The 17,176-nt window shown below is 55.1% G+C and carries 31 protein-coding genes; 30 read left to right on the plus strand and 1 reads right to left on the minus strand.

What is annotated here, in order from left to right; genetic code table 11:
- Window positions 1-166 precede the first annotated feature (166 nt).
- Together ompR and envZ are read left to right on the plus strand one after the other, a co-directional pair.
- The gene (gene ompR / locus H7R73_RS00855) at window positions 167-886 is read left to right on the plus strand and encodes an osmolarity response regulator transcription factor OmpR (RefSeq protein ID WP_010672556.1); all 720 of its coding nucleotides are present in this window, start codon (window positions 167-169) and stop codon (window positions 884-886) included.
- A complete protein-coding gene (envZ, locus tag H7R73_RS00860; protein WP_052815275.1) occupies window positions 883-2,193 on the plus strand; it encodes a two-component system sensor histidine kinase EnvZ in 1,311 nt (436 codons plus the stop codon). Before ompR ends, envZ begins: the two co-directional genes overlap by 4 nt.
- Window positions 2,194-2,229: 36 nt before the next feature.
- Here envZ and H7R73_RS00865 read toward each other — a convergent pair whose 3' ends face one another.
- Window positions 2,230-3,144 carry a DMT family transporter gene (locus H7R73_RS00865; protein ID WP_103259344.1) on the minus strand — a complete coding sequence of 305 codons (915 nt, stop codon included), beginning with the start codon at window positions 3,142-3,144 and terminating at the stop codon, window positions 2,230-2,232.
- Between the two features lie 355 nt (window positions 3,145-3,499).
- Between H7R73_RS00865 and rpsJ the strand changes: the two genes are divergently transcribed.
- The 28 genes from rpsJ (at window position 3,500) to rplQ (ending at window position 17,122) form a co-directional block, all read left to right on the plus strand.
- Window positions 3,500-3,811, plus strand: coding sequence for a 30S ribosomal protein S10 (rpsJ, locus tag H7R73_RS00870; RefSeq protein ID WP_005307944.1), 312 nt, complete (start codon window positions 3,500-3,502; stop codon window positions 3,809-3,811).
- Between the two features lie 22 nt (window positions 3,812-3,833).
- Complete coding sequence (gene rplC, locus H7R73_RS00875; RefSeq protein WP_182951448.1) at window positions 3,834-4,466, plus strand: 50S ribosomal protein L3; 633 nt, start codon at window positions 3,834-3,836, stop codon at window positions 4,464-4,466.
- Between the two features lie 17 nt (window positions 4,467-4,483).
- Window positions 4,484-5,089, plus strand: a complete 606-nt coding sequence (rplD, locus tag H7R73_RS00880) for a 50S ribosomal protein L4 (RefSeq protein ID WP_005340616.1) — start codon at window positions 4,484-4,486, stop codon at window positions 5,087-5,089.
- Window positions 5,086-5,388 carry a 50S ribosomal protein L23 gene (gene rplW, locus H7R73_RS00885; protein ID WP_005307955.1) on the plus strand — a complete coding sequence of 101 codons (303 nt, stop codon included), beginning with the start codon at window positions 5,086-5,088 and terminating at the stop codon, window positions 5,386-5,388. Before rplD ends, rplW begins: the two co-directional genes overlap by 4 nt.
- Before the next feature lie 15 nt (window positions 5,389-5,403).
- Complete coding sequence (gene rplB, locus H7R73_RS00890; RefSeq protein ID WP_010672560.1) at window positions 5,404-6,225, plus strand: 50S ribosomal protein L2; 822 nt, start codon at window positions 5,404-5,406, stop codon at window positions 6,223-6,225.
- 22 nt (window positions 6,226-6,247) lie between these two features.
- Window positions 6,248-6,526, plus strand: coding sequence for a 30S ribosomal protein S19 (gene rpsS, locus H7R73_RS00895; RefSeq protein WP_005307960.1), 279 nt, complete (start codon window positions 6,248-6,250; stop codon window positions 6,524-6,526).
- 10 nt (window positions 6,527-6,536) lie between these two features.
- Window positions 6,537-6,881, plus strand: a complete 345-nt coding sequence (gene rplV / locus H7R73_RS00900; RefSeq protein WP_010672561.1) for a 50S ribosomal protein L22 — start codon at window positions 6,537-6,539, stop codon at window positions 6,879-6,881.
- A gap of 3 nt (window positions 6,882-6,884) precedes the next feature.
- On the plus strand, window positions 6,885-7,598 hold the full coding sequence (gene rpsC, locus H7R73_RS00905) for a 30S ribosomal protein S3 (protein ID WP_005331168.1): 714 nt from the start codon (window positions 6,885-6,887) through the stop codon (window positions 7,596-7,598).
- Between the two features lie 13 nt (window positions 7,599-7,611).
- On the plus strand, window positions 7,612-8,025 hold the full coding sequence (rplP, locus tag H7R73_RS00910) for a 50S ribosomal protein L16 (protein ID WP_010672562.1): 414 nt from the start codon (window positions 7,612-7,614) through the stop codon (window positions 8,023-8,025).
- Window positions 8,025-8,216: a 50S ribosomal protein L29 gene (gene rpmC / locus H7R73_RS00915; RefSeq protein ID WP_005307965.1), complete on the plus strand. Its 192-nt coding sequence runs from the start codon at window positions 8,025-8,027 to the stop codon at window positions 8,214-8,216. Before rplP ends, rpmC begins: the two co-directional genes overlap by 1 nt.
- Complete coding sequence (gene rpsQ / locus H7R73_RS00920; RefSeq protein ID WP_005307966.1) at window positions 8,216-8,464, plus strand: 30S ribosomal protein S17; 249 nt, start codon at window positions 8,216-8,218, stop codon at window positions 8,462-8,464. The genes rpmC and rpsQ overlap by 1 nt, the downstream gene beginning before the upstream one ends.
- A gap of 148 nt (window positions 8,465-8,612) precedes the next feature.
- Window positions 8,613-8,981 (plus strand): 50S ribosomal protein L14, encoded by a 369-nt coding sequence (rplN, locus tag H7R73_RS00925; RefSeq protein WP_005307975.1) that lies wholly within the window; start codon window positions 8,613-8,615, stop codon window positions 8,979-8,981.
- An 11-nt stretch (window positions 8,982-8,992) separates the two neighbouring features.
- Window positions 8,993-9,310, plus strand: coding sequence for a 50S ribosomal protein L24 (rplX, locus tag H7R73_RS00930; RefSeq protein WP_005307977.1), 318 nt, complete (start codon window positions 8,993-8,995; stop codon window positions 9,308-9,310).
- 13 nt (window positions 9,311-9,323) lie between these two features.
- Entirely contained in the window at window positions 9,324-9,863 is a 540-nt protein-coding gene (gene rplE, locus H7R73_RS00935) for a 50S ribosomal protein L5 (protein ID WP_005331162.1), read from the plus strand.
- A gap of 10 nt (window positions 9,864-9,873) precedes the next feature.
- Window positions 9,874-10,179 (plus strand): 30S ribosomal protein S14, encoded by a 306-nt coding sequence (gene rpsN / locus H7R73_RS00940; protein ID WP_005331161.1) that lies wholly within the window; start codon window positions 9,874-9,876, stop codon window positions 10,177-10,179.
- Window positions 10,180-10,198: 19 nt separating this feature from the next.
- Window positions 10,199-10,591 carry a 30S ribosomal protein S8 gene (rpsH, locus tag H7R73_RS00945; protein WP_010672564.1) on the plus strand — a complete coding sequence of 131 codons (393 nt, stop codon included), beginning with the start codon at window positions 10,199-10,201 and terminating at the stop codon, window positions 10,589-10,591.
- 13 nt (window positions 10,592-10,604) lie between these two features.
- On the plus strand, window positions 10,605-11,138 hold the full coding sequence (rplF, locus tag H7R73_RS00950) for a 50S ribosomal protein L6 (protein WP_010672565.1): 534 nt from the start codon (window positions 10,605-10,607) through the stop codon (window positions 11,136-11,138).
- A 9-nt stretch (window positions 11,139-11,147) separates the two neighbouring features.
- Window positions 11,148-11,501: a 50S ribosomal protein L18 gene (gene rplR, locus H7R73_RS00955; RefSeq protein WP_010672566.1), complete on the plus strand. Its 354-nt coding sequence runs from the start codon at window positions 11,148-11,150 to the stop codon at window positions 11,499-11,501.
- A gap of 14 nt (window positions 11,502-11,515) precedes the next feature.
- Entirely contained in the window at window positions 11,516-12,016 is a 501-nt protein-coding gene (gene rpsE / locus H7R73_RS00960; RefSeq protein WP_005340605.1) for a 30S ribosomal protein S5, read from the plus strand.
- 6 nt (window positions 12,017-12,022) lie between these two features.
- Entirely contained in the window at window positions 12,023-12,202 is a 180-nt protein-coding gene (gene rpmD / locus H7R73_RS00965; protein ID WP_005307985.1) for a 50S ribosomal protein L30, read from the plus strand.
- A 2-nt stretch (window positions 12,203-12,204) separates the two neighbouring features.
- The gene (gene rplO, locus H7R73_RS00970) at window positions 12,205-12,642 is read left to right on the plus strand and encodes a 50S ribosomal protein L15 (RefSeq protein WP_005307987.1); all 438 of its coding nucleotides are present in this window, start codon (window positions 12,205-12,207) and stop codon (window positions 12,640-12,642) included.
- A gap of 8 nt (window positions 12,643-12,650) precedes the next feature.
- Window positions 12,651-13,979, plus strand: a complete 1,329-nt coding sequence (secY, locus tag H7R73_RS00975) for a preprotein translocase subunit SecY (RefSeq protein ID WP_010672567.1) — start codon at window positions 12,651-12,653, stop codon at window positions 13,977-13,979.
- A gap of 27 nt (window positions 13,980-14,006) precedes the next feature.
- Window positions 14,007-14,120: a 50S ribosomal protein L36 gene (gene rpmJ, locus H7R73_RS00980; protein WP_005319705.1), complete on the plus strand. Its 114-nt coding sequence runs from the start codon at window positions 14,007-14,009 to the stop codon at window positions 14,118-14,120.
- Between the two features lie 139 nt (window positions 14,121-14,259).
- Window positions 14,260-14,616 (plus strand): 30S ribosomal protein S13, encoded by a 357-nt coding sequence (rpsM, locus tag H7R73_RS00985; RefSeq protein ID WP_005307991.1) that lies wholly within the window; start codon window positions 14,260-14,262, stop codon window positions 14,614-14,616.
- A 14-nt stretch (window positions 14,617-14,630) separates the two neighbouring features.
- Window positions 14,631-15,020: a 30S ribosomal protein S11 gene (gene rpsK, locus H7R73_RS00990; RefSeq protein WP_005319702.1), complete on the plus strand. Its 390-nt coding sequence runs from the start codon at window positions 14,631-14,633 to the stop codon at window positions 15,018-15,020.
- 39 nt (window positions 15,021-15,059) lie between these two features.
- Window positions 15,060-15,680 (plus strand): 30S ribosomal protein S4, encoded by a 621-nt coding sequence (gene rpsD / locus H7R73_RS00995; RefSeq protein ID WP_010672568.1) that lies wholly within the window; start codon window positions 15,060-15,062, stop codon window positions 15,678-15,680.
- 25 nt (window positions 15,681-15,705) lie between these two features.
- On the plus strand, window positions 15,706-16,695 hold the full coding sequence (locus H7R73_RS01000; protein WP_103259345.1) for a DNA-directed RNA polymerase subunit alpha: 990 nt from the start codon (window positions 15,706-15,708) through the stop codon (window positions 16,693-16,695).
- A gap of 43 nt (window positions 16,696-16,738) precedes the next feature.
- Entirely contained in the window at window positions 16,739-17,122 is a 384-nt protein-coding gene (gene rplQ, locus H7R73_RS01005) for a 50S ribosomal protein L17 (RefSeq protein WP_005307999.1), read from the plus strand.
- Window positions 17,123-17,176: the final 54 nt, after the last annotated feature.

Consider the following 17,176-nt stretch of genomic DNA (forward strand, 5'->3'; position numbering starts at 1 on the left):
TCGGGATCTTAGTCATTGTCGCCGCCCTGTCGAGCAAAAAGCAGAGCTGGCCATCCATCCTTCCCGGCTCCGGGGCCGAATGAGGGCAATAACCGGTAACATATTTATGCTTTGTGGTTGCAGGGGGCGGCTCTAGTATGAGGGGAGACAGAGAAGAGAGGTGGCAATGAGTCAGCAATACAAGGTCCTGGTGGTGGACGACGATCTGAAACTGCGTTCCTTGCTGGAGCGCTACCTCACCGAGCAGGGGTTTGTAGTGCGGGGTGTCGCCAACGGGGAGCAGGCCGATCGCCTGCTGACGCGTGAAAACTTCAGCCTGATGGTGCTTGATCTGATGCTGCCGGGGGAAGATGGCCTCTCCATCTGCCGCCGCCTGCGCGAGGCCGGCAACCAGATCCCCGTCTTGATGCTCACCGCCAAGGGAGACGAGGTTGATCGCATCGTCGGTCTGGAGATGGGGGCCGACGATTATCTGCCCAAGCCGTTCAACCCCCGTGAGCTGCTGGCCCGGATCCGCGCCGTGCTGCGCCGCCATACCGTGGAGCTGCCCGGCGCCCCTTCCGCGGCGGAGAAGATGGTGAGTTTCGGGGCCTACCAGCTCAATCTGGCGACCCGTGAACTGAGCCGTGATGGCGAACCGGTTGCCCTGACCAGCGGGGAGTTCGCCGTGCTCAAGGTGCTGGTGAGTCATCCTCGCGAACCGCTCTCCCGTGACAAGCTGATGAACCTGGCCCGTGGTCGCGAGTACACGGCCACCGAGCGCAGCATTGATGTGCAGGTCTCCCGCCTGCGCCGCCTGCTGGAACAGGATCCGGCCCAGCCTCGCTATCTGCAGACCGTCTGGGGTCTGGGGTATGTGTTCGTACCGGACGGTGAGAACGCATGAAGAAAGTGGGCAGCATGTTCTCCCGTATGCTCTGGTTTCTGGCTGCCGTGCTGGTGGTCTATCAAGTCGTCTCCTACGTTACCTTCTACAACTACCTGCTGGCGCCGACCGTCAAGCAGATCAGCCACCTGCTGGCAAACCAGGTCAAACTCATCTTTCCGGTGGACAACAACCAGCTGGCGCTCAGTGAAGATGCCGAGGCGCTGGTCTATGTGACCACTGGCAGCGACATCTATACCCAGAGCGAGGCGGAGCAGCACGGGCTGAATGATTCCAAGCCCTACCCCTATCTGGAGCAGAGCATCAGCCGCGAATTGAAAGGGGATACCAGGGTCAGGGTTGAAATCCAGGATCACTACATCATTTGGATCCAGCCTCCCCAGGCCAGCCAGATGTGGGTGCGCATTCCCCTGACGGAAATTGAAGATGACGACATCGAACCGCTCATCCTCTATATGAGCGTCTTGCTGGTGGTGACCCTGTTTGCGGCCTGGCGTTTTGCCCGTCAGCTGGTGCGGCCGCTGGAGGATCTGGAAGCGGGGGCCGTGGCGGTGGCGCGCGGCAACTTTCCCGATGCCCTGGGGGAGCAGGGCTCGCGGGAGGTGCGCCGCCTGACCCGCACCTTCAACCACATGTCGAGCTCCATCAAGGGGCTGATCGAGGAGCGCAACCTGATGATGGCCGGGGTATCCCACGATTTGCGCACCCCTCTCACCCGCATTCGTCTCGCAACCGAGATGATGTCCTCGGGGGATGAGTACCTCAAGGAGAGCATCAATGCGGACATCGATGAGTCGAACGGCATCATTGATCAGTTCATCGACTACATTCGCCCGAACGAGGGGCTCGATGCCCGGCCCGTCGACCTGACCCAGCTCATTCACGATGCGTTGCTGATGCAGACCGATCAGGGACTGGAAGTGGAGCTGCTCCTGCCGGAGGAGGCGGTGCGTGTGGCCTGCCATCCCATCAGCATTCGCCGTATCCTCAACAATCTGTCGGGCAACTCCCTGCGCTATGGTGCGACTCGGTTGCAGGCCGAGCTCAGGGATGATGGCCACTGGGTGCGGCTGCGACTCTCCGACAATGGCCCGGGGATTGCTGAAGAGGACTACTCCCGGGTGCTCAAGCCCTTCACCCAGGGCAATGTGGCGCGCACCGGTGGCGGGAGTGGGCTGGGGCTGGCCATCGTTACCAAGATAGTCTCCCAGCATCACGGCACCATCAGGTTGGGGCGCTCCGAACTGGGGGGCTTGCAGGTGGAGATCCGGCTACCCAAGAACCAGCCGCTGGAGTGGATGGATTGAAAGCAGGGCGTATCGAGAGATGCGCCCTTTTTTCTGTCAGGGGTGGGGGTCGCTCACCTTGCGGTAGCGCTTGCCATATTTGAGTTGCTGGATAAGCAGGGCGGCGACGATGAGAACCAGCCCGATGGGGGTTGCCGGGTGAATGGTTTCGCCGATCAACAGGTTGAGCAGCACCAGAGAGGCAAACGGCGAGATGAAGATGAGGTTGCTGATGGGGGCCGTGTTGGTGGCGTGGCGCAGGGCCATCAGCCAGAGCACGAAACCGAAACCCATCTCGAACAGCCCCACATAGATGGCGCCGGCCCATCCCTGCCAGGCGGTCATGGCAAAGTCCGAGAGCAACCAGGTCGCCACGATGATGAAGGGCAGGCTGATGAGGAAGCCGAGCAGCAGGCTGACGACGGGATCCCCCTGATTGCGGGTGTTGAGGATCCAGTAACCGGCCCAGATCAGGGTCGACACCAGCGCCAGCGTGACGCCGAGCGGACTGTCGAACTGCAGACCGAACACGTCCCCCCTGGTGGCGATCACCAGGGCGCCGAAATAGCCGAGCACGATGGCGACGCCATCGCGGCGGCGCAGCTTTTGACCGAGGAAGGGAACGGCCAGCAGGCTGAGGGTGATGGCCCAGGTGTAGTTGAGAGTCTGCGCCTGCTGGGCGGGCAGCAGATCATATGCCTTGAACAGCAACAGGTAATAGAGAAAGGGGTTCAGGACCCCGAGAGCGAGGTAGTAGAGGGGGCGACTCTTGATGTAGTCGAGCAGTAGCGGCAGTTTGCCCTGACAGGCCACGATCACCCCCAGCGTCAGGGTCGAGGTGCAGGCTGCGACCAGCAGCAGCTGTACCGGTTCAAAGTAGGCGAGGGAGATCTTGAAGGCGCTGGCCACCGTGGACCAGAGGGCGACGGCACAGAGCCCGTACTGGTAGGCTTTCTTCTGATTCTTGAGCATGGGATGGGTTCCGCAGACAGGGGCGAGGGCGCAGTCTATCAGCCTGTTTGCAACATTGTCGTTACTCCTGCCAGGCAAGGGCTTGCCCAGCCGTTGGCGAGATCCATCTGTCACATAAAATTGCGCACAATCTGTCCGCCTTCACTTGCGTGAGTGGAAAAAATCCGTATAATCCCCTCCGCTTGCCCATGAGGCAGCCAGACGATATGTCTGCTTGCTGAGCTTCCCGTTTACGAGTCGCCAGCCATACAGTCCTCCCGATATGGGAGGAAACGTGAAAAATCACACCTCTGGCGGGAGTAATCCCGGTCGGGCGGTGTTGATTTATGTTCTTTTATCTATTGGAGCTCTGTCAATGCAGAACCAAAGAATCCGTATCCGCCTGAAGGCTTTTGATCATCGCCTGATCGATCAATCCACTGCGGAAATCGTTGAAACTGCTAAGCGCACTGGCGCGCAGGTTCGCGGTCCTATCCCGCTGCCGACTCGCAAAGAGCGTTTCACCGTTCTGATCTCCCCGCACGTCAACAAAGACGCGCGTGATCAGTACGAGATCCGCACTCACAAGCGTCTGGTAGACATCGTTGAGCCGACTGACAAGACCGTAGACGCTCTGATGCGTCTGGATCTGGCAGCTGGTGTAGACGTCCAGATCAGCCTGGGTTAATTACGGAAAGAGGTTGATAACAATGACAATCGGTCTTGTAGGTCGCAAAGTGGGTATGACTCGCATCTTCACTGAAGATGGCGTTTCTATCCCGGTGACTGTTATCGAAGTTGAAGCTAACCGTGTAACTCAGGTCAAATCTGTAGAAACCGACGGCTACAACGCTATTCAGGTTACCACTGGCGCCAAGAAAGCCAGCCGCGTAACCAAGCCGGAAGCTGGCCTCTTCGCCAAAGCTGGTGTAGAAGCCGGTCGCGGTCTGTGGGAATTCCGCCTGAACAACGGTGAAACTTTCACTGTTGGTAGCGAGCTGAAAGTAGATCTTCTCGCTGACGTTAAGCTGGTAGACGTTACCGGCACATCCAAGGGTAAAGGTTTTGCCGGTACTGTTAAGCGCTGGAACTTCCGTACCCAGGATATGACCCACGGTAACTCCCTGTCCCACCGTGTACCTGGCTCCATCGGTCAAAACCAGACCCCGGGCCGTGTATTCAAGGGCAAGAAGATGGCTGGTCACATGGGTGCTGAGCGTGTAACGACTCAGAACCTGGAACTGGTTCGTGTTGACGCTGAACGCAACCTGCTGCTCATCAAAGGCGCAGTACCGGGTGCAACCAACGGCAACGTGATCGTCAAACCTGCCGTCAAAGCGTAACGTCTGAGGAGATAGTAATGGAATTGGTAATGAAAGACGCCAAGAGCGCTCTTGAAGTTTCCGAGACTACCTTCGGGCGCGAATTCAACGAAGCTCTGGTTCACCAGGTTGTCGTTGCATATGCCGCTGGTGCCCGTCAGGGTACTCGTGCGCAGCTGACTCGCTCTGAAGTGTCTGGTGGCGGCAAAAAGCCGTGGCGTCAGAAGGGTACTGGTCGTGCCCGTGCTGGCTCCATCCGTTCGCCCATCTGGCGTTCCGGTGGTGTGACCTTTGCTGCTAAGCCGCAAGATCACAGCCAGAAAGTAAACAAGAAGATGTACCGCGGCGCTATCCGTAGCATCCTGTCCGAGCTGGTACGTCAAGAGCGCCTGATCGTTGTTGAGAAGTTCGGCATCGAAGCGCCGAAGACCAAAGAACTGATCGCCAAGCTGAAAGAAATGGAACTGACTGACGTTCTGATCGTGACTGCTGAAGTCGATGAGAACCTGTTCCTGGCTGCTCGTAACCTGTACAAAGTTGACGTGCGTGACGTTGCCGGTATCGACCCGGTCAGCCTGATCGCTTTCGACAAGGTTCTGATGACTGCTGACGCAGTTAAGCAAATCGAGGAGATGCTGGCATGATCCGTGAAGAGCGTCTGCTGAAAGTTCTGAAGGCTCCGCACATCTCTGAAAAGAGCACCATGGTCGCAGAAAAGCAGAACACTATCGTGTTCAAAGTTGCTGTTGATGCCACCAAGGCGGAAGTCAAAGCTGCAGTTGCGAAACTGTTCGAGGTCGAAGTTGAGACCGTCCGTACCCTGAACATGAAGGGTAAGACCAAGCGCGCAGGTGCACGCGTAGGCCGTCGTTCCGATTGGAAAAAGGCTTATGTGACCCTGAAAGCTGGTCAGGACATCGACTTCATGGGCGCAGCCGAGTAAGAGGAGTTCTGAAAAATGGCAATCGTTAAGTGCAAGCCTACTTCTCCGGGCCGCCGCCACGTCGTCAAGATCGTCAACCAAGAGCTGTACAAGGGCAAGCCCTTCGCCGCTCTGCTGGACAGCAAAAGCAAGTCCGGTGGCCGTAACAACAACGGTCGTATCACCACTCGTCATATCGGTGGTGGTCACAAGCAACACTACCGTCTGATCGACTTCAAGCGCGACAAAGACGGCATTCCGGCCAAAGTTGAGCGTCTGGAATACGATCCCAACCGTACCGCAAACATCGCCCTGGTGCTGTATGCAGACGGTGAGCGTCGTTACATCCTGGCTCCGAAAGGCCTGAAAGCTGGTGATGCAATCGCCTCTGGTGCTGATGCTGCCATCAAGGTAGGTAACACCCTGCCGATGCGCAACATCCCGGTCGGTTCTACCGTTCACGCCGTTGAGATGAAGCCTGGTAAAGGTGCCCAGCTGGCTCGTTCCGCTGGTACTTTCATCCAGATCCTGGCTCGTGAAGGTAACTATGTAACTCTGCGTCTGCGTTCCGGCGAAGTACGTAAAGTTCTGGCCGAGTGCCGCGCTACCATCGGTGAAGTGGGTAACTCCGAGCACATGCTGCGTCAACTGGGTAAAGCCGGTGCTAACCGCTGGCGTGGTATTCGTCCGACCGTTCGCGGTATGGCGATGAACCCGGTTGATCACCCGCACGGTGGTGGTGAGGGTCGTAACAAGGGCATGCAGCCTGTGTCCCCATGGGGCCAGAAGGCTAAGGGCTTCAAGACCCGTAAGAACAAGCGTACCGACAAGTACATCGTACGTCGTCGTAACAAGTAATTGTTAACATAGAGGAATCACCATGCCACGTTCTCTCAAGAAGGGTCCATTTATCGACCTGCACTTGCTGAAGAAGGTAGAGAAAGCGGTGGAAAGCGGGGATAAAAAGCCGGTTAAGACCTGGTCCCGTCGTTCAATGATCATCCCGAACATGATCGGTTTGACCATCGCTGTCCATAATGGTCGTCAGCACGTTCCGGTTTTTGTTACCGAAGAAATGATCGGTCACAAACTGGGTGAATTCGCACCGACTCGTACTTATCGCGGCCATGCTGCTGATAAGAAGGCTAAGAAGCGCTAAGGGATAAATGATGGAAGCTATCGCTAAACACCGTTATGCCCGTACTTCTGCCCAGAAAGCTCGTCTGGTAGCCGATCAAGTACGTGGTCTGTCCGTAGACAAGGCTCTGAACATCCTGACCTTCAGCCCGAAAAAGGCTGCTGTTCTGGTGAAGAAAGTGCTGGAATCTGCCATTGCCAACGCTGAGCACAACGAAGGTGCCGATATCGACACCCTGCGTGTTGCCACCATCATGGTAGACGAAGGTCCCTCCATGAAGCGCATCCGCCCGCGTGCCAAAGGTCGCGCGGATCGTATCCTCAAGCGTACCGCTCACATCACTGTAGTGGTATCCGACGCTAAGGCTGGGAGATAAGCAATGGGTCAGAAAGTACATCCTAATGGCATTCGCCTGGGTATTACCAAGCCTTGGAATTCTACCTGGTTCGCGAACACCAAAGACTTCGCTGACAACCTGTACAGCGATTTCCAAGTACGCCAGTTCCTGACCAAGGAGCTGAAGAACGCTTCCTTGTCCAAGATCACCATCGAGCGTCCGGCCAAGAGCATCCGTGTGACCATTCACACCGCTCGTCCGGGTGTCGTGATCGGCAAGAAAGGCGAAGACGTTGAAAAACTGCGCAAAGCTGTAGCCGCAATCGCTGGCGTGCCTGCTCAGATCAACATTTCCGAAGTCCGCAAGCCGGAGCTGGATGGCAAACTGGTTGCCGACAGCATCACTTCCCAGCTGGAGCGTCGCGTAATGTTCCGTCGTGCTATGAAGCGCGCCGTACAGAACGCCATGCGCCTGGGTGCCAAGGGCATCAAAGTGGAAGTTTCCGGTCGTCTGGGCGGTGCTGAAATCGCGCGTACCGAATGGTACCGTGAAGGTCGTGTGCCCCTGCACACCCTGCGCGCCGACATCGACTACGCAACTTCTGAAGCCCACACCACTTACGGTGTGATCGGCGTTAAAGTTTGGATCTTCAAGGGCGAAGTTCTGGGCGGTCTGGCTGCAGTCAATGCTGCCGCTGCTCAAGAGCAAGCTCCTGCGAAGCCCAAGCGTGACAACAAGCGCCGCGCTGCCAAGTAAGGAGATTCGGTAAATGTTGCAACCTAAGCGTACTAAATTCCGCAAGACCCACAAGGGTCGTAACCGCGGTCTGGCCAATGCCGGTAACGAAGTATCCTTCGGTACCTTTGGCCTGAAGGCGACATCTCGTGGTCAACTGACTGCTCGTCAAATCGAAGCAGCCCGTCGTGCCATGACCCGTCACGTTAAGCGTCAAGGCAAGATCTGGATCCGTGTGTTCCCGGACAAGCCCATCACCGAAAAGCCCCTCGAAGTTCGTATGGGTAAAGGTAAGGGTAACGTGGAATACTGGGTTTGCCCGATCCAGCCTGGCAAGGTTCTGTACGAGATGGATGGTGTACCTGAGGCTCTGGCGCGTGAAGCGTTTGCCCTGGCCGCAGCTAAGCTGTCTGTTCAGACCACTTTCGTAATTAAGACGGTGATGTGATGAAAGCCCAAGATCTGCGTCAAAAGAGCGTCGAAGAACTGAACCAGGAGCTGCTGGGTCTGCTGCGTGAGCAATTCAACATGCGCATGCAAGCTTCCACCGGCCAGCTGGCTCAGACTCACACTCTGAAACAAGTGCGTCGTGACGTCGCACGTATCAAGACTGTACTGACTGAGAAGGCAGGTGCGTAATGACTGACAAGATCCGTACTCTGCAAGGTCGTGTAATCAGCGACAAGATGGACAAGTCCATCACCGTCGCTATCGAGCGCAAGGTAAAGCACCCGATCTACGGTAAGATCATCAAGCGCACTACCAAGCTGCACGTGCATGACGAGAACAACGAGTGCAAGGCTGGCGATCTCGTGGAAATCCGCGAGTGCCGCCCGCTGTCCAAGACCAAGTCCTGGACCCTGGTTGCTGTCGTAGAAAAGGCCTAATTCGGTACTTTTTAGCCCAAACGGCCCCCCATCGGGGCCGTTTGTTTTTTAGGCTACCTTTTCAAAAATAGCTGTGTTATAGTTTCGCGCCTTTTGAAGGCAGCCAGATCCCATCAGGGATAAGAAGTAAACAAAGCGGAGCACTAAGATGATCCAGATGCAAAGTATGCTGGGTGTTGCCGACAACTCCGGCGCTCGCAGTGTAATGTGTATTAAGGTTCTGGGTGGTTCGCACCGCCGTTATGCCGGCATCGGCGACATCATCAAGGTTTCCATCAAGGAAGCCATTCCTCGCGGTAAAGTGAAGAAAGGTGATGTGTATAACGCGGTGGTCGTACGCACCCGTAAAGGCGTTCGTCGTCCGGACGGCTCTGTCATCCGTTTCGACAACAATGCGGCTGTGTTGCTTAACAACAACCAACAGCCAATCGGTACTCGTATTTTTGGCCCGGTGACCCGTGAACTCCGTAACGAGAAGTTCATGAAGATTGTGTCCCTGGCACCCGAAGTACTGTAAGGAGTCGAACGATGGCAGCTAAAATCCGTCGCGAAGACGAAGTAATTGTTCTTACCGGCAAAGACAAGGGCAAGCGTGGCAAAGTCACTCAAGTCCTGATTGCAAAAGGTAAGGTAATCGTGGAAGGCATCAACCAGGTGAAGAAACACCAAAAGCCGGTACCCGCACTGGGTCAGGCTGGCGGCATCGTCACCAAAGAAGCCCCCATCGATGTATCTAACGTCGCGCTGTTCAACTCTGCCACTGGCAAGGCTGACCGCGTTGGTTTCCGGATTGAAGACGGCAAGAAAGTCCGTTTCTTCAAATCCACCGGCGAACTTGTGAAGTAATTGGAGTTTAACGATGGCGAAACTGCATGATTACTACAAATCCGATGTAGTAAATGAACTGTCCAAGCAGTTCGGTTACAAGACTATCATGCAAGTCCCTCGGATCGAGAAAATCACCCTGAACATGGGTGTTGGTGAAGCGATCTCTGACAAGAAATTGCTGGAAAATGCTGCTGCTGATATGGCTGCCATTTCCGGTCAGAAGCCGCTGATCACCAAAGCACGCAAATCTGTTGCGGGCTTCAAGATTCGTGAAGGCTACCCGATAGGTTGTAAAGTAACCCTGCGTGGCGAGCGTATGTGGGAGTTCCTGGAACGGCTGATTTGCATCTCCGTACCGCGTATCCGTGACTTCCGTGGTCTGAACGCCAAGGCGTTCGATGGCCGTGGTAACTACTCCATGGGCGTGCGTGAGCAAATCATCTTCCCGGAAATCGACTATGACAAGGTCGATCGCGTCCGTGGTCTGGATATCACCATCACCACTTCCGCGAATACCGACGAAGAAGGCCGTGCTCTGCTGGCTGCCTTTAACTTCCCATTCCGCAAGTAAGGTTAGGGTTATGGCTAAAACATCCATGAAAGCACGTGAAGCAAAGCGTGCGAAGCTGGCAGCCAAGTTCGCGACCAAGCGTACCGAGCTGAAAGCTATCATCGTTGATATGAACGCTTCTGAAGAAGCGCGTTGGGATGCTGTCTTGCAACTGCAACAGCTGCCCCGTGATTCCAGTCCGTCCCGCCAGCGTAACCGTTGCAACATCACTGGTCGTCCGCACGGTTTCCTGCGGAAGTTTGGCCTCTCTCGCATCAAGGTGCGTGAGCATGCCATGAAGGGCGAAATTCCGGGCCTCAAAAAGGCCTCTTGGTAAGAATCTCGGGAGTTAGACTATGAGCATGCAAGATCCGATCGCGGATATGCTGACCCGCATCCGTAACGGTCAGGCGGCGAGCAAAGTTGCGGTTTCCATGCCTTCTTCCAAGCTGAAAGTGGCTATCGCCAAAGTGCTGAAAGAAGAAGGTTACATCGCTGGCTACAACGTAGCTGGTGACGTGAAACCGGAACTGGAAATCGAACTGAAGTATTTCCAGGGCAAGCCGGTTGTAGAACTGATCCAACGCGTGAGCCGTCCCGGCCTGCGTATTTACAAGCGCACTACTGATCTGCCGAAAGTCATGGGCGGTCTCGGTGTTGCTATCGTGTCCACGTCTAAAGGTGTGATGACCGACCGTGCTGCCCGCAAGGCAAGCATGGGTGGTGAGATCATCTGCTACGTCGCTTAATAGGAGGTCGGAAATGTCTCGCGTTGCTAAGGCACCCGTCACTATTCCTGCTGGCGTAGAGGTAACTCTGAACGGCCAAGAACTGTCCATCAAAGGTGGCAAGGGTTCCCTGGTTCGTTCCATCCACGCCGGTGTAGAAGTGACCAAAGAAGACAATGTACTGAAGTTCGCCCCGCGCGATGGCATCGCTGGTGCTGACGCTCAGGCCGGTACTGCCCGTGCATTGGTCAACAACATGGTAGTCGGTGTTACCCAAGGCTTCGAGCGCAAGCTGCAGCTGGTTGGTGTAGGTTACAAAGCCTCCATCAAGGGCAATGCTGTTGCGCTGGCACTGGGCTTCTCTCACCCGGTAGAGCATGCGCTGCCGGCTGGTGTCACCGCTGAATGTCCGTCCGCCACCGAGATCGTTCTGCGTGGTGTGGACAAGCAGCTGGTTGGCCAAGTCGCCGCCGATATCCGTGCTTACCGCGCTCCGGAGCCCTACAAGGGCAAGGGTGTACGCTATGCCAACGAGCAAGTGCGTACTAAAGAAGCTAAGAAGAAGTAAGGTAACACTATGGACAAGAAAGCAGCTCGTCTCCGTCGTGCTACTCGTGCTCGGAAAAAGATGCAGGAACTGGGAGCTACCCGTCTGGTTGTTCACCGTACCCCGCGTCATATCTATGCGCAGGTTATTGCAGCCAACGGTTCCGAAGTTCTGGCCTCTGCTTCCACAGTAGAGAAAGCCATCAGTGAAGCTCTGAAATACACCGGTAACGCAGATGCTGCTACCGCTGTAGGTAAGGCTATCGCTGAGCGTGCTATTGCCAAAGGCGTTCAGAACGTATCTTTCGATCGTTCCGGTTTCAAGTATCACGGTCGTGTAGCCGCTCTGGCTGCCGCTGCTCGTGACGCTGGTCTTCAGTTCTAAGCTAGGAGTCGAAGATGGCTAAAGTCGAATCTCAAGCCGGCGAACTGCAAGAAAAGCTCATTGCAGTAAACCGTGTTTCGAAAACTGTTAAAGGTGGTCGTATCATGTCCTTCACCGCGTTGACCGTGGTGGGTGATGGTAACGGCCGTGTAGGTTACGGTTACGGTAAGGCCCGTGAAGTTCCGGCCGCCATTCAAAAGGCGATGGAACAGGCTAAGCGTAACCTGAACAAGGTTGAGCTGAACAACGGCACCCTGCACCACCCGGTGCGTGGCGTTCACTCTGGTTCCACCGTGTTCATGAAGCCGGCCTCCCAAGGTACTGGTATCATTGCAGGCGGCGCCATGCGTGCCGTACTGGAAGTTGCTGGTATCCACAACGTGCTGGCCAAGACCTACGGTTCCACCAACCCAATCAACGTTGTTCGCGCAACTGTCGACGCTCTGGTTCACGGTCAATCACCGGAACAGATCGCGGCCAAGCGTGGTCTGCGCGTTGAAGAAATTCTGGGGTAATGCGACATGGCTAACACTGTAAAAGTAACTCAAACTCGCAGCTCTATCGGCCGTCTGCCAAAGCACAAGGCGACTCTGCGTGGTCTGGGTCTGCGTCGCATTGGTCACACCGTTGAGCTGGAAGATACTCCCTGCGTACGCGGCATGATCAACCAGGTTTATTACATGGTTAAGGTGGAGGGCTAAGCATGCGTCTGAATACTCTGTCTCCGGCCGCTGGCTCCAAGCGCGTCAAGCACCGTCCGGGCCGTGGTATCGGTTCTGGTCTGGGCAAGACCGGTGGTCGTGGTGTTAAAGGTCAGACCTCTCGTTCCGGTGGCGGCAAGGTCCGCAACGGTTTCGAAGGCGGCCAGATGCCTTTGAAAATCCGTCTGCCGAAGTTCGGTTTCTTCTCTCGCAAATCTTTGGTTTCTGCCGAAGTGCGCCTGAATGAAATCGCCCTGGTAGAAGGTGATGTGGTCGACGTGAGCACTCTGAAGCAAGCCGGTGTTATTACCAAAAACATCGTGTTCGCTAAAGTTGTTCTGTCTGGCAACATTGACCGTGCTGTGACCGTTCGTGGTCTGTCCGTCACCAAGGGTGCACGTGCAGCCATCGAGGCCGCTGGCGGTAAAATCGAGGAATAATCAGTACAATGGCTAAGAAACCAGGATTGGATGTTAAAGCACAAGGTGGTCTGAGCGAACTGAAGAGCCGTCTGCTCTTCGTTCTCGGGGCAATTATCGTGTTCCGTGCAGGCTCTTATGTGCCGATCCCTGGTATTGACGCCGCCGTACTGGCCGAGTTGTTCCAACAACAGAAGGGCACCATCATTGAGATGTTCAACATGTTCAGTGGTGGTGCACTCTCGCGTGCTTCTATTCTTGCACTGGGGATCATGCCGTACATTTCGGCGTCGATTATTATCCAGCTGCTGACTGTGGTTCACCCTGCTCTTGCTGAACTCAAGAAAGAAGGTGAATCCGGCCGTCGCAAGATTAGCCAATATACCCGTTGGGGCACGCTGGTTTTGGGAACGTTCCAGGCCATTGGTATTGCAACAGGTCTGCCGAATATGATGCAAGGACTCGTGACTCATCCGGGTTTGGGCTTCTATTTCACAGCCGTTGTGAGTCTGGTCACCGGTACCATGTTCTTGATGTGGTTGGGTGAACAGATTACCGAGCGTGGGATTGGTAATGGTATCTCGTTGATTATCTTCACAGGTATCGTCGCCGGTCTGCCTCATGCCATTGGCGCTACGGCCGAACAGGCACGTCAAGGGGAATTGCACATCCTGCTGTTGTTGTTGCTGGGCTTGATTGTTTTCGCTGTGACTTACTTTGTGGTGTTCGTGGAGCGTGGTCAGCGTCGTATCGTCGTTAACTATGCCAAGCGTCAACAAGGCCGCCAGGTATTCGCTGCGCAAAGCACACACCTGCCGTTGAAAGTGAATATGGCCGGTGTGATTCCTGCGATTTTCGCATCCAGCATCATCCTCTTCCCGGGTACCATTACCTCCTGGTTTGGTCAGGGCGAGGGCAAGATCGCTGACATTCTGCAACAGGTCTCTATGGTCCTGCAGCCGGGTCAGCCCTTGTACGAGATGCTCTATGCAGCAGCCATTATCTTCTTCTGCTTCTTCTATACCGCGCTGGTGTTCAACCCCCGCGAGACAGCAGATAACCTGAAGAAGAGTGGAGCCTTTATCCCGGGGATCCGCCCGGGCGAGCAGACAGCACGTTACATCGATAAGGTTATGACTCGCCTGACATTGGCAGGTGCGCTCTATATTACCTTTATCTGTCTGGTACCCCAGTTCCTGATGACTGCCTGGAACGTACAGTTCTACTTCGGTGGCACCTCGCTGCTGATTATCGTGGTAGTTATCATGGACTTCATGGCTCAGGTTCAGACCCATATGATGTCTCATCAATATGGCGACGTCCTGAGGAAGGCCAACCTGAAGGGCTACGGCCGCTAAAGGTCGGCGTAGTTACGGAGTTAAGCAATGAAAGTTCGTGCTTCCGTTAAGGCAATCTGCCGTAACTGCAAAATCATCAAGCGTCACGGTGTGGTGCGTGTGATTTGCAGCGAGCCAAAGCATAAACAGCGCCAAGGCTAATTTTTTACGGTTAGTACTTGCAACAAATAGTTGTGCTGGCTAATATAGCCAGCCAACTTTTGTTGTGTATTGGTTGACCGCCACGTATCCGCTCACGGGCTTTGTGGTGGTCGTTATCTACTATATGTAGGAGTGAATAGTGGCCCGTATCGCTGGCATTAACATTCCTGACCATAAACATGCAGTCATTGCGTTGACTGCTATTTATGGCGTCGGTCGTACCCGCTCCAAGGCCATCTGTGCCGCAGCCGGTATCGCTGAGAATGTGAAAATTAAAGACCTGGACGAAGCTCAGATCGAGAGTCTGCGTGAACAAGTAGGTAAATTCACCGTCGAAGGTGACCTGCGTCGTCAGATTTCCATGAACATCAAGCGATTGATGGATCTGGGTTGCTACCGTGGTTTGCGTCACCGTCGTAGCCTGCCTGTTCGTGGTCAACGTACCAAGACCAACGCTCGTACCCGTAAGGGTCCGCGCAAGGCTATCAAGAAGTAACGGGAAGGTAGAAAATGGCTAAAACTCCGACTCGTGCTCGCAAGCGCGTTAAAAAGCAAGTGAGCGACGGTATTGCGCACGTTCATGCATCTTTCAACAACACAATCGTGACCATTACTGACCGTCAGGGCAATGCTCTGTCTTGGGCTACCTCTGGTGGTTCCGGTTTCCGTGGTTCCCGTAAGTCCACTCCGTTTGCTGCCCAGGTAGCTGCTGAGCGTGCTGGTGAGATCGCCAAAGAATACGGCGTGAAGAACCTGGAAGTCATGGTCAAAGGTCCGGGTCCCGGTCGTGAGTCTTCCATCCGCGCTCTGAACGCGGCTGGTTTCCGCATCACTAACATTACTGATGTGACTCCGATCCCGCACAACGGTTGTCGTCCTCCCAAGAAGCGCCGCGTGTAACGCTGTAGCTACTTGGTCTAGGATTGTTGGAGAAAGAAGATGGCAAGATATATCGGTCCTAAGCTTAAGCTTAGCCGTCGTGAGGGCACCGACCTCTTCCTGAAGTCTGGTGTTCGTGCGATTGATTCTAAGTGCAAGATTGACACCGTTCCTGGTCAACACGGTGCGCGTAAAGCGCGTCTGTCCGACTACGGTGTGCAACTGCGCGAGAAACAAAAAGTACGTCGTATCTACGGCGTATTGGAAAAACAGTTCCGCAACTACTACCGCGACGCTGCCCGTCAAAAGGGTAACACCGGTGAAAACCTGTTGCAGCTGCTGGAAGGTCGTCTGGACAACGTCGTCTACCGCATGGGCTTCGGCGCCACTCGTGCTGAATCTCGTCAGCTGGTGAGCCACAAAGCCATCATGGTAAACGGCCGCGTTGTGAATGTTCCTTCTTTCCAGGTATCCCCTGAGGACGTGATCTGCGTTCGCGAGAAGGCTAAGAAGCAAGCGCGTATCAAAGCTTCCCTGGAAGTTGCTGGTCAGCGCGAGAAGCCGACTTGGGTAGAGGTTGACGCTGCTAAGATGGAAGGTGCCTTCAAGCGCCTGCCGGAGCGTTCCGACCTGTCTGCCGACATTAACGAACAGCTGATCGTCGAGCTTTACTCCAAGTAAAGCTAGCTTCTAAAGAGAGGACACAATGCTGGGTTCTGTAACAGATTTTCTTAAACCGCGGCTAGTTGACATCGAGCAAGTTAGCCCGACTCACGCGAAAGTGACTCTCGAGCCGCTTGAGCGTGGCTTTGGCCACACGCTGGGCAATGCCCTGCGTCGTATTTTGCTGTCATCTATGCCCGGTTGTGCGGTTACTGAAGTCGAGATCGACGGAGTACTGCACGAGTACAGCAGCAAAGAAGGTGTACAGGAAGACATTCTTGAAATCCTGCTCAACCTGAAAGGTATCGCTGTGAAGCTGGAAGGCAAGGACGAGGTAACTCTGTCCCTGACCAAGTCTGGAACAGGCCCCGTTACCGCTGGTGATATCACTCACGGTGATGAAGTCGAGATCGTAAACCCGGAGCACGTAATCTGCCACCTGACTGGTGCAAATGCTGAGATCAGCATGCGCCTGAAAGTTCAGCGCGGTCGTGGTTATGTGCCTGCTTCTGCTCGTGTTCACAACGATGATGAAGAGCGTCCCATCGGTCGCCTGCTGCTGGACTCCGCGTTCAGCCCCATCGTTCGCATCGCCTACAATGTCGAGGCGGCACGTGTGGAACAGCGCACCGACTTGGACAAGCTTGTTATCGACATGGAGACCAATGGTACTCTGGATCCGGAAGAAGCCATCCGTCGTTCCGCCACTATTCTGGCAGAGCAACTGGAAGCCTTCGTGGATCTGCGCGATGTCAGCGTGCCCGAGAAGAAAGAAGAGGAACCCGAGTTTGATCCGATTCTGCTGCGTCCTGTCGATGATTTGGAGCTGACAGTTCGTTCAGCGAACTGTCTGAAGGCAGAAGCTATCCACTATATTGGTGATCTGGTACAGCGTACCGAAGTTGAGTTGCTTAAGACTCCTAACCTCGGTAAGAAGTCCCTGACTGAGATCAAGGACGTGTTGGCCTCCCGTGGTCTGTCTCTTGGCATGCGCCTTGAGAACTGGCCGCCCGCCAGCATCGCTGACGAGTAATCCAGATTACGGGTTTCACAGATTTAGTTAGAAGGATAAGGTCATGCGCCATCGTTTGAGTGGTCGTCAACTGAACCGGAACAGCAGCCATCGTCAGGCTATGTTCCGCAACATGGCCAGCTCCCTGGTTCGTCATGAGATCATCAAGACGACTCTGCCTAAGGCAAAAGAGCTGCGTCGTGTAGTTGAACCGCTGATCACCCTTGCCAAGACTGATAGCGTTGCTAATCGTCGCCTGGCATTTGCCCGTACTCGCGATAACGCGATCGTGGCTAAGCTGTTCAATGAACTGGGCCCGCGCTACTTGGAGCGCGCCGGCGGTTATACTCGCATTCTGAAATGCGGTTTCCGCGCTGGCGACAACGCTCCTATGGCTTACATTGAGCTGGTAGACCGCCCGGCCGCTGCTGAAGCAGCTGCTGAGTGATAAAAGAAAAAGCCGGGCTTGTCCCGGCTTTTCTTTTAGTGGATTCTGATACTG

The organism is Aeromonas sp. WP2-W18-CRE-05 (assembly GCF_014168615.1).
Classification (GTDB): Bacteria; Pseudomonadota; Gammaproteobacteria; order Enterobacterales; family Aeromonadaceae; genus Aeromonas; species Aeromonas caviae.